Origin of the sequence: Bacillus sp. JJ1503 (genome assembly GCF_036965125.1) — a bacterium.
Classification (GTDB): Bacteria; Bacillota; Bacilli; order Bacillales; family Cytobacillaceae; genus Cytobacillus.
Genome location: NZ_JBALOZ010000383.1, coordinates 1 through 14607 on the forward strand (window position 1 = coordinate 1; position 14607 = coordinate 14607).

The 14607-nt window shown below is 37.1% G+C and carries 15 protein-coding genes and 1 pseudogene; 10 read left to right on the forward strand and 6 right to left on the reverse strand.

Annotated features, from left to right (window positions below; genetic code table 11):
• Window positions 1-106: 106 nt before the first annotated feature.
• The 5 genes from V7149_RS23285 to V7149_RS23305 all read left to right on the forward strand — a co-directional run bounded on the left by V7149_RS23285 (window position 107) and on the right by V7149_RS23305 (window position 5501).
• Window positions 107-1375: a peptidase U32 family protein gene (locus V7149_RS23285; RefSeq protein WP_335347962.1), complete on the forward strand. Its 1269-nt coding sequence runs from the start codon at window positions 107-109 to the stop codon at window positions 1373-1375.
• 5 nt (window positions 1376-1380) lie between these two features.
• A complete protein-coding gene (gene udk / locus V7149_RS23290; RefSeq protein WP_335347963.1) occupies window positions 1381-2016 on the forward strand; it encodes a uridine kinase in 636 nt (211 codons plus the stop codon).
• Between the two features lie 245 nt (window positions 2017-2261).
• Window positions 2262-2738: a transcription elongation factor GreA gene (greA, locus tag V7149_RS23295; RefSeq protein WP_335347964.1), complete on the forward strand. Its 477-nt coding sequence runs from the start codon at window positions 2262-2264 to the stop codon at window positions 2736-2738.
• Window positions 2739-2793: 55 nt separating this feature from the next.
• Complete coding sequence (locus V7149_RS23300) at window positions 2794-4560, forward strand: peptidoglycan D,D-transpeptidase FtsI family protein (RefSeq protein WP_335347965.1); 1767 nt, start codon at window positions 2794-2796, stop codon at window positions 4558-4560.
• A 221-nt stretch (window positions 4561-4781) separates the two neighbouring features.
• A complete protein-coding gene (locus V7149_RS23305) occupies window positions 4782-5501 on the forward strand; it encodes a DUF1510 family protein (RefSeq protein WP_335347966.1) in 720 nt (239 codons plus the stop codon).
• A 36-nt stretch (window positions 5502-5537) separates the two neighbouring features.
• On the opposite strand, the gene V7149_RS23310 is transcribed toward V7149_RS23305, so the two are convergent.
• Window positions 5538-5744, reverse strand: a complete 207-nt coding sequence (locus tag V7149_RS23310) for a DUF2536 family protein (RefSeq protein ID WP_335347967.1) — start codon at window positions 5742-5744, stop codon at window positions 5538-5540.
• 162 nt (window positions 5745-5906) lie between these two features.
• Here V7149_RS23310 and mtnN point away from each other — a divergent pair, with 162 nt between their 5' ends.
• Together mtnN and V7149_RS23320 are read left to right on the forward strand one after the other, a co-directional pair.
• Window positions 5907-6602 (forward strand): 5'-methylthioadenosine/S-adenosylhomocysteine nucleosidase, encoded by a 696-nt coding sequence (mtnN, locus tag V7149_RS23315; RefSeq protein WP_335347968.1) that lies wholly within the window; start codon window positions 5907-5909, stop codon window positions 6600-6602.
• 333 nt (window positions 6603-6935) lie between these two features.
• Complete coding sequence (locus V7149_RS23320; protein ID WP_335347969.1) at window positions 6936-7076, forward strand: YrzI family small protein; 141 nt, start codon at window positions 6936-6938, stop codon at window positions 7074-7076.
• Window positions 7077-7562: 486 nt separating this feature from the next.
• On the opposite strand, the gene V7149_RS23325 is transcribed toward V7149_RS23320, so the two are convergent.
• From V7149_RS23325 to V7149_RS23335, 3 genes are all read right to left on the reverse strand, one after another.
• Complete coding sequence (locus V7149_RS23325; RefSeq protein ID WP_335347970.1) at window positions 7563-8237, reverse strand: DUF2642 domain-containing protein; 675 nt, start codon at window positions 8235-8237, stop codon at window positions 7563-7565.
• A gap of 55 nt (window positions 8238-8292) precedes the next feature.
• Window positions 8293-8865 carry a hypothetical protein gene (locus V7149_RS23330; protein ID WP_335347971.1) on the reverse strand — a complete coding sequence of 191 codons (573 nt, stop codon included), beginning with the start codon at window positions 8863-8865 and terminating at the stop codon, window positions 8293-8295.
• A 67-nt stretch (window positions 8866-8932) separates the two neighbouring features.
• Entirely contained in the window at window positions 8933-9406 is a 474-nt protein-coding gene (locus tag V7149_RS23335) for a hypothetical protein (protein WP_335347972.1), read from the reverse strand.
• A 282-nt stretch (window positions 9407-9688) separates the two neighbouring features.
• Between V7149_RS23335 and sigK the strand changes: the two genes are divergently transcribed.
• Window positions 9689-10414, forward strand: a complete 726-nt coding sequence (gene sigK, locus V7149_RS23340; RefSeq protein ID WP_066293162.1) for an RNA polymerase sporulation sigma factor SigK — start codon at window positions 9689-9691, stop codon at window positions 10412-10414.
• Between the two features lie 63 nt (window positions 10415-10477).
• Here the strand turns inward: sigK and V7149_RS23345 are convergent, their stop codons facing one another.
• Window positions 10478-11449 carry a F510_1955 family glycosylhydrolase gene (locus tag V7149_RS23345; RefSeq protein WP_335347973.1) on the reverse strand — a complete coding sequence of 324 codons (972 nt, stop codon included), beginning with the start codon at window positions 11447-11449 and terminating at the stop codon, window positions 10478-10480.
• A gap of 244 nt (window positions 11450-11693) precedes the next feature.
• Here V7149_RS23345 and V7149_RS23350 point away from each other — a divergent pair, with 244 nt between their 5' ends.
• Both V7149_RS23350 and V7149_RS23355 read left to right on the forward strand, forming a co-directional pair.
• On the forward strand, window positions 11694-11840 hold the full coding sequence (locus tag V7149_RS23350) for a hypothetical protein (protein WP_335347974.1): 147 nt from the start codon (window positions 11694-11696) through the stop codon (window positions 11838-11840).
• 140 nt (window positions 11841-11980) lie between these two features.
• Entirely contained in the window at window positions 11981-13774 is a 1794-nt protein-coding gene (locus tag V7149_RS23355) for a M3 family oligoendopeptidase (protein WP_335347975.1), read from the forward strand.
• A gap of 39 nt (window positions 13775-13813) precedes the next feature.
• Here the strand turns inward: V7149_RS23355 and V7149_RS23360 are convergent.
• Window positions 13814-14607, reverse strand: a pseudogene (locus V7149_RS23360) (hypothetical protein); the annotation flags it as partial.

The following is a 14607-nucleotide window of genomic DNA, read 5'->3' on the forward strand; positions in this document are numbered from 1 at the left end:
GGCGGATGCCTCGATTTTTCAAATGAAACTTTTCGAGCAAGCTCGTGAGTATAGGGCGCAAATACGTCAAAGCGCAATTGATTAAACTTGAAAGGGGAGCTGTATAATGGCAGCGGTGAAAGATAAAATTTCAAAGATGGTGAATGGCAAACGGGTGATTGTGAAAAAACCTGAATTGCTCGCACCAGCTGGTAACTTAGAAAAACTTAAAATTGCCGTTCATTATGGCGCTGATGCAGTATTTATCGGCGGACAGGAATACGGCTTACGTTCAAATGCAGATAATTTTACATTTGAAGAGATGAAGGAAGGCGTTGAATTCGCAAAAAAATATGGAGCGAGAATTTATGTGACAACGAATATTTTCGCACATAATGAGAATATCGATGGACTGGAAGATTATATGAAAGGCTTAAGTGAAGCCGGAGTTGCAGGGATTATAGTGGCGGACCCTCTTATTATTGAAACGTGCCGCAGAGTTGCACCGGAAATCGAAGTTCACTTAAGTACTCAGCAATCCTTATCGAACTGGAAGGCTGTTCAGTTCTGGAAAGAAGAAGGATTAGAGCGTGTCGTTCTTGCCCGTGAAACGAGTGCGGAAGAAATTCGTGAAATGAAGGAAAAGGTAGATATCGAGATTGAGACCTTTGTCCATGGCGCTATGTGTATTGCTTATTCAGGCCGATGCACACTAAGCAATCATATGACAGCACGTGATTCAAACCGTGGAGGATGCTGCCAATCATGCCGCTGGGACTATGATCTGTATAAATTAGAAGGCGAAAATGAAGTTTCATTCTTTAATGAAGGCGATGCCCCTTTTGCGATGAGTCCAAAGGATTTAAATTTAATTCAATCTATTCCCCAAATGATCGAGCTTGGTATCGACAGCTTGAAAGTTGAAGGTCGAATGAAATCTATTCATTATGTGGCTACTGTCGTAAGTGTATACCGTAAAGTAATAGATGCGTATTGTGCTGATCCTGAAAACTTCAAAATTAAGCAGGAATGGCTTGATGAATTGGCTAAGTGTGCAAATCGTGAAACTGCTCCAGCATTTTTTGAGGGAATTCCTGGGTATAAGGAGCAAATGTTTGGAAATCATAGCAAAAAGACGAATTCTGATTTCGTTGGCTTAGTTTTAGACTATAATCCTGAGACGCAAATCGTTACATTGCAGCAGCGCAATCATTTCAAGCCAGGCCAAGAAGTCGAGTTTTTTGGTCCTGAAATTGAAAGTTTCACTCATGTGATCGATAAAGTTTGGGATGAAAAAGGTAAAGAGCTTGATGCTGCCCGTCATCCGATGCAAATTGTGCAGTTTAAGCTAAATAAGCCGGTTTACCCTCACAACATGATGCGAAAGGAGATTTAATCACCATGACTCGCAAACCAGTTGTTATCGGTGTTGCCGGCGGCTCTGGCTCCGGAAAAACAAGTGTAGCAAAATCTATTTATGACCGCTTTCATGGACACTCTATCTTAATGCTGGAACAGGATTATTATTATAAAGACCAAGCACATTTACCTTTTGAAGAACGTCTAAAAACAAATTATGATCACCCGCTTGCGTTTGATAATGATTTACTGATCGAGCATATTGAAAGACTATTGCAATATGAGTCCATTCAAAAGCCTGTTTACGATTATGCCATTCATAGCAGATCTGAAATGATTATTGAAGTAGAGCCTAAGGATGTTATTATTCTAGAAGGCATTCTTGTTTTAGAAGATGAGCGGCTGAGGAATTTAATGGATATTAAACTTTTTGTCGATACTGATGCTGATTTACGTATAATCCGCCGTTTGTTCAGAGATATTAAAGAACGCGGACGAACAATGGATTCAGTCATTGATCAATATATCAACGTTGTCAGGCCGATGCATAATCAATTTATTGAGCCGACAAAACGCTACGCGGATATTATCATTCCTGAGGGCGGACATAATCATGTCGCTATTGATTTAATGGTAACAAAAATTCAAACAATTCTTGAACAAAAGTCTTTTTTGTGACACAATAGCATAGAAAATAAAATAAAATAAGGTCCCTTTAATGGACAAACCTGTGCGCGCCCTAAAAAGGTCGCGCTCCTATATTAATTAGCAAGATAGGCTGCAAGGCCATTTATACAAGTACATTGCACAGCAGTATCTTGCAAAAATGCACCTTAAGCCAAGAAATTGGCATGGGTGCTTACATAAAATACAGAAAGAACACAATTCTACAAGGGTTGTGAAAAATTGAAGGAGTGAAGGTTTTGGCAATTGAAAAGGTTTTCCCTATGACACAAGCTGGAAAAGAAAAGCTTGAACAGGAATTGGAGTATTTGAAATCTGTTAAGCGTAAAGAGGTTGTTGAACGCATTAAAATAGCACGCAGCTTCGGAGATTTATCTGAGAACTCTGAATATGATTCAGCGAAAGAAGAGCAAGCTTTCGTTGAAGGTCGAATTACAACGATTGAAAATATGATTCGTAATGCAAAGATCATTTCTGAAAGTGAAATGACCGCAGATGCCGTGTCATTGGGCAGCTCAGTTACATTTATTGAGCTTCCAGATGGTGAGGAAGAAACGTATACGATTGTCGGCAGTGCTGAGGCAGACCCATTTGATGGCAAAATCTCAAATGATTCCCCAATTGCCAAAAGTCTGCTCGGGAAAAAGGTTGGAGATGAAGTGAAAGTACAAACTCCTGGTGGAGACATGGATGTACGAATTGTATCAATTAAGTAAAAAAATAGTTTGAAAAGAAGAAACCTCGTCAAAACTTTTGACGAGGTGTTTTATTATGTGGAGAAGAAGAGCGATAGGGTGGCTTTGTATTTGTTTACTGATGTTTTCTGTTTTGCTCGGCAGATTAATCCAGTTACAATTGGTGTCGACAGAAAACTTCACAAAAAGGCAAATCAATCTGCTTGAAGCAAGTGTAAGTCAAAGGTCACAGGAAATGGTGCTTGACACAGGAAGGGGAAATTTTCTCTACAAGGACGGAAGCTCCATTACACATAAAAGTCTGCCAGTCCTCATTTTGTTTCCCTTTTTAAAAAAAATGGATTGGGAATTGGAGAAGGTTGCTGAAATTATGGGTGTATCTGAATATGGCCTCCGCTATGCAGTGGAAAAGGCAAAGGTACCCTTTGCCTATGGAGATCCAAAGCCAATCCTTTTAACAGAGGGACAAATGGAAAAAATAAATAGCTTAAAAATTCCTGGTGTATTTGCAGTGGAGAAGAAATACCATTTAACGGATAATCCTGCAGAACATTTAATTGGCATCACTGGTGAGAATGAAGAATTATTGCGAAAGCGTTATCCAGACAAAGAGCTTTCTTCAACTACTATGATTGGCTTAACAGGAATGGAAAAAAGCTTCGATGAATTTCTATTGCCAGACGGGAAATCCAAGCTTGTTTTTCATGTTGATGCGACTGGTGGCCCTCTATTTGGAATTAACGTTAAATATGTTGAACCGGCGAATCCTTTTTACCCGGTAAATATAAGGACAACAATCGATCCAAATTTACAGGCCATGGCTGAAAAGCTTGCTGATCAGCATGGGGTAAAAAAAGGTGGTATGATCCTGTTGGATATTGAATCAAACTCGGTTGCGGCTATGGTCTCAAGGCCATCGCTTAATCGAAAGGACCCCTTCAATCAATCAGCTGGCGGAGCAGAAAATGTAATCCTCAAACAACAGATTATGGGTTCTGTATTTAAGACAGTTATTGCAGCAGCTGCCATCGATCATGATCTTACGAAAACCTCTCGAACTTTTGACTGCAGCAAAAAAATTAACGGAGAGCCAGATTTGCAATTTGAATACGGCATGCTTGATTTTACTAATAGCTTTGCAAGAAGCTGTAATAATACGTTTGCAACTTTAGCAAAGGAATTAAAGGATATTGATCCTAATATCATTGAAGACTATGCAAAAAAACTAAGCTTAACAGGTTCTGTAGGATGGACTGGAGATATTTATCATTTCCATGACTTCAAACAGCTGCAGGAGGAAGACAAAGGTAGAATATTCCTTACTGAGGATGAGAAGAAGGATATTAATTATGTTGGTCTCACTGGTATAGGACAGCATGAGGTAAGAGGAACACCTCTAGCCGTTGCAAATATGATGGCAACGATTGCAAGAGGCGGTGGAAAAGAAATGGTGAGGGTAGCATCAAAGGTTGAATATAAGAATCAAACATCTTTATTAGATTTTAAGAAACAAAAACTAGATGGAGAGATAATCTCCCCTTATACAGCCATGAAACTGCAAAAGCTCCTAAGGGAAGTTGTCGTGAATGAGAACGGTACCGGAAGATGGTTTCAAAATCTTCCATACGAGGTAGCGGGGAAATCGGGTACCGGTGAGACCGGCAGAATTGATGGAGATAAGCCTCTTTATAATAAGTGGTTTGCCGGCTATTTTCCTTACAATAAGCCTAAATATGCCCTTGTGACAGTTAATTTAGGCGTGACTGCAGATACGGGTGGTGTCAATGCATTATTCGCAGACATCGTGAAAGAGATCTATGACTATGATACAATAAAAAAATAAATGATTAGTCTCTGTTTTAATCAATTGATTTATGGTAAAGTGAAACTTTCCTTTACCTTAATCCGTCTCTTTAAGAGGTAAAGACAGCAATCAGGCATGGTTTAGTTCACATATATGGACAAAGAAGTGGTTTTCATGGTTGAATGTTAATGTAATTTTTTTTATGCTTTGCTTCACTCAATTGATATGAAACGAAGAAAAGCAAATGGGGAGGAGATTTTTTGAAAGGAAAATATAGCTCACCTAGCCGGGAATCCCGCTCAAATATGCGGGGAAAAAGAAGGAAAACAAATTTAATCTTAAATTTGTTAATTGGCTTCGTTATTTTATTAATTATTGTCGTATCCGCAACGATTTTTCTAGGGGGAAGCGCTGAAGAAACGGCTGAAAAGCAGTCAGGAAATAAGGTGACAGATTCAGGTCAGGAAAATCAATCACCGGAAGATGATCCTGCTGACTCAGAAGATGAAACCCCCGTTAAAGGAGAAAATAATTCGTCTCAAGGAGATTCATCTAAACTAGAAGAAGAGACAGTTGATACGGATAAAGAGTCTGATAGCCAGCCTGAGAAAAAGGAAATTGCTCCTGCAAATGAAGAGGAAGCGGTTGTTACTACTGGCGGCGAAGAAGAAAATGTAAAAAAGACGATTGTAAATCCTAGCTGGCAGCCAATTGGAACATCTCAATCAGGTGAACACACATCTGTTTATGATGCTGATTCAGTTGATTGGGCAGAAATGCTGCAAGCTTTATCATATGCTGCAGGGGTAGAACAGGATAATATGACTGTTTGGTTTTTAGGGAATAATGGGCATAATAGATCGGTTGGCACCATTTCATCAAAAGACCAACAAAAAAAGTATCGCGTTTATATGCAATGGGTTGATGGCCAAGGCTGGAAACCTGAGAAAGTGGAAGAACTTGATAAAATAGAAAACTAATAAATTTAATCAAATGAGGGGGGCAATGAGCCTTCCTCATTTTTTTGCTTTAAAATGAACGACTGCTGAATAAAATGTTTTTCCATTTTCGTCCATATTCATCTGGTGTGATACATGATGTACATGAAGCAGAATGGCTTTATTATGCTCAATCTGAATGCTGATTTTCTTTTCAAGCGATTTTAAGTCATGGGCTTCGAAAAATTCGATTTTATCTTCAATTAAATCAAGCTTAAAGTTCATCTATATGACCTCCTTTTTTATCATTCATTTATAATTTATTTTAACCTAGAAAATTAGATAGAGGAAGTCAGTATGAGATTTCAGTTGATTGGATTAAATGAGAATGGTAAATTGGGAACATGCATGATGATAAACAAACACAAGAAAGAGGTCTAAAAGGAAATGAAAATTGGTATTATTGGAGCAATGGAAGAAGAAGTTACATTATTGCGTGAAAAAATAGAGGATAAAAGTCAGATAGTCATTGCTGGATGTGAATACACAACTGGAAGGCTGGATGGTGTTGAAGTAATTCTACTTCGTTCCGGAATTGGTAAAGTAAATGCAGCATTATCAACAGCTATACTTCTAGAAAGGTTTACTCCTGACTATATCATTAATACCGGATCTGCTGGGGGTTTGAACCCTGATTTAAATGTTGGGGATGTCGTTATATCTTCAGAGGTAAGGCATCATGACGTAGATGTTACTACTTTTGGTTACGAATATGGGCAAGTGCCTCAGCTGCCCGCAGCCTTTGAAGCTAATAGTAAATTAGTACAAATTGCAGAGGAATGTGCTCAAGAAATTAAGGATATTCAAGTGGTAAGAGGATTAATCGCAACTGGAGATTCATTTATGAATGATCCCGTTAGAGTTGAGTATATTCGCGGAAAGTTTTCCAATCTACAGGCAGTAGAAATGGAGGCTGCGGCTATTGCTCAAGTTTCATATCAATTTGAAACACCGTTTGTGATTATAAGGTCTTTATCAGATATTGCTGGTAAGGAATCAGATGTATCCTTTGAGCAGTATTTAAATAAAGCGGCTTTACACTCCGCAGATCTTGTCATGAAAATCGTTAGGGCTTTGAAATAGAAGAAATTCATTGTTAGCAGCCTATTTTAATATTATTTTCAAATTTATGAAATAAAAAGGTTTACAAACTCCACATATATGGATATAATTACCTTTGTAAGTAAAAAAATTCCTAAAAGGAGGTCGAATAAAATGATCATGGTTAATGGAATTGCAAAAGCACTTCAAATTTTATACTTTACGAATTCGACCTACAAGGAATGGATTGCTTAATTTATTTTAACAATACACATCCAAGCCGCAGGGAGAATCGTTTCCTTGTGGCTTTTTTATGCCTTTTTGCCGCAGGGAATTTCTCTTTGCGGCCTTTTTGTGTCAAGGAGGTGGAAATATATGACACTAAATATCTTTTTTCTAACAATCACAATTAAAAAACGTAAACAATCAGTTGAAGAAATTATGCATAACGAGATGATTCACAAAATTCAAGAAGAAAATCGTGATCGTCAGTATACTTTGTATCGCCCATTTTAATTAATAATAAAAATATTGGAGAGAAAGGTGGTAATGAAAATGATTTTTCTTATGCAAGGACGGCAAGCAATTTTATGGGTGGAGAATGATACCACCTAGCTTTAAGTTAGGGAGGAGATAGCCTTGGCTTTACATGTTCTTCTATTAACGCTTTCATTACGAAAAAAGAAACGCCAGAGCAAATAACATGTCTTCCCGATTTTCTTATTTAACAAAATGTTCACACCTAACCTAAACGAACAGGCCGCAAATGTGTTAATTTTATATTAAATAAGGGTTCTTAAAAGGGGGGGCAAACGCATGTTCACGATTGTGATGGCAGCAGTTCTTTGCTCTGTAATTGGCTGCATTATTTTTTCCGAAGTAAGTGTCGAAGCAGTAGGAATTGAATAAACACTTAAAAGGATTAACCGCATGATGGTTAATCCTTTTTTATCTTTTAGGGGGAACTTTTATAAGCGGATAAAGCTGTTTTTCAGCGGCTTTTTAAATATTGGTAAAGTGAATAGTTTTGATATGATGCATATTTAAATAGATGAGTTCCTCTCTCGCAGTGATGAGCTCAATAAAATTATTTTGTAATTTATTTAATTTGCCTATAAAGTCGGAGTTTTCACCTATATTAAGGATAACTAGCTCATCGACCATTTTTTCGATCTGGACCTCCAACGTTCTTGCTAGTGAAATATTGAGTGGCTGTAAAGGCAGCTGCTGATTTGTCAAACTGTATGGTCTTTGATTGGCTGTATATGGGATCAGCCATTTCAAATGATTAAGGGATATGAGCATTGTTTTATATACAGGTGAAAAGAAGACAAAATAATTATTCATGATGCTTGAAATAAAGCCTGGGATTGGCTGATTGCCTGTAATGTAAATTTCAGTAAACATACCTTTTCCAAGTGTGAGTACTTTTCTTAAAGAAAGTTCTTCATCATGCTCAATATTCGGTGTTACGGTTGGAGGTGTAATATCATCTTCTTTAGGCTCTAATTTCGTAATATTTTGAATATGAACGATGGGAAGGTATAGGTAATCCTTCCCATCGAACAAAACCAATACATCGCTCCCTATCTCGATTACCATTCCTGCAATGATCTTTTTTCCAGGAAGCTGTAATTTGACTTTTTCACCCATTAATTTTTTTAATATGTTTTTCAAGTATTTTCCCTCCTTTCTTTTTCATAGCAGGAATAATTAATTAGCTCGTTCATCCTTAGCTGCGTGATCCGCCAAAAATTGATTCAAATGGCATAACACTCATTCGACTATCATAGTTGTCATTAGAATTTTGGCTGTTATTATTGGATTGCATATTTGACTCGTTAGCTTTTACAATAGTGTTTATATGAGAAATATTTAAAAAAACCTGTGCGTCTTTTCCGACTAAGATGATATAGTCATCCCCAATCTCAGCAAGGAAGCCTGTATACCCTTGCTTGTTGTTGTTGTTGTTGTTGTTTTGAGTGCCGTCGGTGTCAATGGAAACCCATTTTGAGAGGTGATCTTCGAGAACCTCTCTTAATGTCATCCCTTCAGAGGAATAATCAGTTACAAATGTTGTTTTTGATTTCTTGTTCTTTTGGTTTTTTGAATTATTTGAGTTTTTTGTACTCCTTGTAAATCCCTTCATATTTTTAATATTATGGTAAATAATATTGTTATCCGTCTCGACTACAAAATAATCGCTTTTTATTGCTGCTAAAACACCTTCGATTGAATTTCCATCGCTTAACAAGATATTAATGTCTTTCCCAACTAATGAAGTTAAATAGTGACCGAATTCCATTTCTTTGAGCTCCTTTTAATTTATTTTTGTTGATGCTTTTAAGTTATAAGGATGCAAGTAGGTTTACCTAGCTTTCATCATTGTCATTTTCTTCTTCTTCAACCTTTACACCGTAACTAATGCTTCGAATATGATACATAGATAGACGAAGCAGTTCTTCATTGCAGAAAAGAGCGACAAACTCTCCGTTCGTATCATGAAGCATGCCTTCTACTTTTTCTGGTCCCCCTCGATTAATGGTTACCCATTGATACCTCAAGTCTTCTAATAGCTCTTCAAAAGTATCTGGAGCAACGTAGTCTAAAGAATTAATTTGATCGAGGCTGTAGTTTTGTCCGTTATTGCCATTTTTTCCGTTATTTGAGCCTTCGGTTAAACTTTTAATGTGCTGATTCTTGAAGTATACAACTCCATCGTTTTCACTCAATAAAATTAGGTAGTCATCTTTAACATCAAGTAGAGTTCCAGAGCCCGTTTCTGGTCCCCCTCTGTTTATTTTAATGACTTTATTTACTAAAGACTCCATCATGTCCTTACTCATTGCTACTCCTCCTTAGGATTTATAAGCTTATTCACTGCATATATATGTATCACGGGAGGACATTGTACTATTGAAAACGCCTGTTTTTACTATATAAGGTGTAAATAGGCAAAGAAAAAATTGGGCTATTTACAAGAATCACGTTTGAATAGAATGAGAGCTTCGAAAAAGACTGTGGGAAATATTTCAGAGGAAAATAAATGAGGTGGACAGACAAAAACAACTCTATTTGCACATAGGAATTAGTTAAGGCTAAAGTGTTTGAAAGCGGGGGTGGAAATAATGTCTGGAATATTAACAGCGCTTGGCTATTTAGTGAAAGAGATTGTGTTTCTCGTTTCATATGTAAAAAATAATGCTTTTCCTCAACCGCTATCGGCTGCTGATGAAAAAAAGTATTTGCGGTTGATGGCTGCTGGCGACACACATGCTCGAAACATGCTAATCGAGCATAATTTAAGGCTCGTAGCTCATATTGTCAAAAAATTTGAAAATACTGGGGAAGATTCTGAGGATTTAATCTCTATTGGTACAATCGGGTTAATTAAAGCCATAGAAAGCTATTCAGAGGGGAAAGGCACGAAGCTTGCCACCTATGCGGCGCGGTGTATAGAGAATGAAATCTTGATGCATTTGCGGGCTTTAAAAAAGACAAAAAAAGATGTCTCTCTCCATGACCCCATTGGGCAAGATAAAGAAGGAAATGAGATATCATTGATTGATGTACTGAAATCTGATTCAGAGGATGTCATAAATACAATCCAATTAAATATGGAGCTTGAAAAGGTAAAGGAATATATAGGGGTATTAGATGATAGAGAAAAGGAGGTAATTGTGGGCCGGTTTGGTCTAGACCTGCAAAAAGAAAAAACTCAAAGGGAAATTGCCAAGGAATTAGGCATTTCCAGAAGCTATGTGTCCAGAATTGAAAAAAGAGCTTTAATGAAAATGTTTCATGAATTTTATCGTGCAGAGAAGGAAAAGGAGAAACGAAAAAATAGCCAATAAATATGGTAAAGCACAATCACTTGCATTTATGGATTTAATGCTAGTGATTGTGCTTTTTTCGACTTATTCAATTCTGCCGTTCTTTAGAACTAATTTCCAATTCTGACCCCCATCAAACGTTTCATAAACATCATTTAAATAAGTAGCAAATGAAAGGGTGTTTTGATTTTTATGATTAACAGAAATAAACGTAATCGGGTTATCATAGCTTAAAAATGGTATACTAATTTGCTCAGCTTCCAATGTATGGATGTTCATTTTATAAAAAAGGACCTTATTATTTTCAACAGATGAATAATATAGGTTGTCTTCTGAAAAGGCCAAGGCAGTTGACATGATGGGATCAGTAACTTTATTCATATTTTCCCCTTGATCTTTAGAATAAAATATTCCACTTTTCGTTGACATCGCCATTAAGCTGTTATTCGTTGGATGGGCAGCAATCATTCCTAGTGTGTCTGCATCTAGTCCATTTAGTTGAACCTGCTCCCACGTTTTCCCCTCATTTTCGGAGATAAACACCCCAGGCTCTAATTGTGAATTTTTTTCCTGATTAATGATATAAATTACCTTTCCGTTATAGCTTACAGATAAAAAATAAAAGTTACTCTCACCGTAGAAAGCGAGCTTTTCTAGAGTTGCTCCTTTATCTTGGCTGTATACTAAGCCAAGGGGGTTTTTAAGATCAGATCCTTTTTCAGGGTGGCCGCTCGCCATAAATCCATCCACTGTTGCCTGGAATCCCATATATTCATGTTTTTCGGAGTTTTCTTCTAACCATCCGCCATTAGAAAATACTTTTAAACCTTCTTGCGAGGCAATATAAAGCCCTGTATCATTTCCCGGATATCCTAACCCATAAATCTGCTCTAAACGCTGAGGCGCTGCTTTTTTTAACTCGAAGGTGCCAGATTCAACAGGCTCTTCTTTTTTTAAAGGCTGCTTCTGTTCATCGGCTGAACAGCCAGATGCAACTAATGCAAAAGCAAATGCGAAAAATGTTAAATGTTTTTTTATTCTTATCGATATGGTCATGTCGTTCACTCCAACTGCAAATTAATAAGATAAGAGATAAATCCCTTCCAATATTAACGGATATTATATTAGAGAAGCAAAGGATTCGTCCCGATTTTGGAAATTTGATAAATATTTCCCTGCTGCTACTATCCAGGAGCAATTATTTTTAACCCTTTTTTCCATGAATATACTATTGCCTATACGCATATTTCACGAAAGTCATACCATAAAAATAGAAGGTAAAAAGGGAGGCAGAATCAAAATGCCATTTGGCTATTATCCGTATACATTTGCTTATCCTCCTGTCCCGTACTATGGCGGTGGGGGATTCTGGTTAGCGCTAGCTATTGTTCTTCTAGTCTTATTCCTTGTTTTCTTCGGGTTCTTTTTTTTCTCAGGCTGCTGTTAAAATATAAGTTGGCTGACATCAACATAAAAATGAGGGTTTAATTGCCCTCATTTTTATGTTGATGTTAGTGTTTCTAATTAATAGAATCTTTTGGAAGGTTAACCTATAATAAAATTATTGAATGAAAAGGGGGAAAAAGAATGACAGCAACAACCTATTCAACTATTTGGGATTTAGATGTTTTCTTTAAAGGCGGAAGCACTTCAGAGGCTTTTGCTCAGCATTTACATACAACAGAAGAGAAAATTAATGAATTTGGCTTACAAGTACATACATGGGAAACAACTAATTCAATTTCAGATAAAACATCATTAATTAACTTAATAGAAAGCTTTCAGATAGCAACAAAGAAGCTGCGTGAAGCTGGAGCATTTGTCAGTTGTCTGCAAGCCCAAAATACAAGTGATAAGAAAGCGAGTGAACACCGGGCAAAAATCACTGGGCTAAGTGCAAGCTTTCAAAACGCTTTAACCGTATTTGATGAAAAATTAACGAGCTACGACTCAACCGTTTGGGAGGAATTTCTGCAGGAGCATGGACTCAGCGAATTGTCTTTTGTCCTAACCGAACGGCGCAAGACAGCATCAGAGAAACTATCCAAAGAAGAAGAAAGCCTGATTAATGCCCTTGGGGTTGATGGCTATCATAGTTGGAGCCAGCTTTATGATTTAATTGTAGGAAAAATAAAAATTCCTTTCCAAGAGGATGGAGAAGAAAAACTTCTGTCTGTTGGGCAAGCAGCAAATAAATTTTCTAATCCGGACAGAGAAATCCGGAAACATATATTTGAAAAATGGGAACGGGCCTGGCAGGAACAAACCGATTATTTATCAAAAGCTTTAAACCATTTAGCGGGCTTTAGACTGAATGTTTACAAGCAGCGCGGATGGGAGGATGTATTAAAGGAGCCTTTAGCTATTAATAGAATGGACAAAGAAACCCTCGATACAATGTGGGATGTTATTTCAAAAAATAAAGAACCTCTTGTAAAATTTCTAAACAGAAAGGCAGAACTGCTTGGGGTTGAAAAATTAAACTGGTATGACCTAGATGCTCCAATCAACAATACGGAATCGAAGCTTTCTTATCAAGAAGGTGCTGAATTTATTCTAGAAAATTTCTCGCATTTTGGTGATGAGATGGCCGAATTTGCTAAAATGGCATTTGAAGAAAAATGGATCGAAGCAGAAGACAGGCCCGGGAAATCTCCAGGAGGTTTTCATACGTATTTTCCTGAGAGCAGCCAGTCCAGAATCTTTATGACATATTCAGGTACACCTTCAAATGTATCCACGTTAGCCCATGAACTAGGGCATGGCTTTCATACCTATGCCATGAGGGATTTACATTTATTAAACCGCAACTATGCGATGAATGTTGCGGAGACAGCCTCTACCCTTGCAGAAATGATTGTATCTGATGCAGCTGTTAAAAAAGCGCAAACCAAACAAGAGAAAATTGCCCTGCTCGAGGATAAAATTCAAAGAACAGTTGCCTTATTAATGAATATACATGCGAGATTTTTATTTGAAACTCGATTCTATGAAGAGCGCAAAAATGGAACAGTTAGTACAGAGAGATTAAATGAGCTAATGGAGGACGCCCAAAAAGAAGCCTATGGTCAATCGCTAGGAGAATATCATCCGACATTTTGGGCTTCTAAGCTTCATTTCTATATTACCGGTGTTCCATTTTACAATTTCCCATATACCTTTGGCTATCTTTTCTCACTTGGCATTTATGCACGTGCTCTAGAGGAAGGAAAGGATTATGAAGAAAAGTATATTGCGTTATTGAAAGACACAGCTTCAATGAAAGTAGAGGATTTAGCGAAGAAACATTTGGAGGTAGACTTATCCACAAATGAGTTTTGGGAAAAAGCCGTTCAACTCTGTGTGGATGATATTAATGAATTTCTTGAACTAACAAAATAATATTAAAAGCCGCACCTTAAAATTTTATAGGTTCGGCTTTTACCCCTGAGTATCCCTTTTTACAATAGCATCAACAGCCATTAGGAAAAACCCACAGACTAGAGAAATAGAAAAACTGATCCAAATTGATAAAAGAGGCCCAGCAGTAGAAAAAAACAATATACTAATTAACCATCCGATCAAGGCACTGTAAGGGATAAGATATGATATCTGACGCTTGCTGAAAACTACCCAAAGCATAACTGGAATAAGAGCTGCATATAGCTTTCCGAAAAAGAAAAGAAGTTGATGTAAACTTGGTGCTATAGTAGAACTAATTACTAATAGTACAAGACATAGAAGACCAGAAATAAGATATGAGTATTGATAAAGTTGGCGAGCCGTCAATTTTTTTGAATCATTTAGACAGTTTTTAACAATAAGAACTGTTGTAGCATGTAATTCTGCATTTGCAGTAGTAGTAAAAGTTCCAAAAAAGAATAACATTATTAAAACAACCAGTGGAACAGAATCAATTTTCGGAATCAGTTGAAAAAGCAATGAGTATGAATCTTGAAATCTTTGATCAAAGATCGAGATTAGTGTCATTGCTGAAAGAGCTAGAGGAATTGTTCCCAAAAGAGTTCCTGTTAACCAAAAAGTGGAACGGATTTTAGCGGGTTCAATTAAATAGATACGCTGCCAAGTAGAACGATCAGTAATGATTTGGCCAAATCCGATTAATATTGCAGTAATAATGAAGAGTATTGCTTCTTTATTATTCCAGAAAAGTAAATATGGATGATATAAGCGAATCCCATTATAAATTGGAAAAACACCTTCTAGAATGAAAA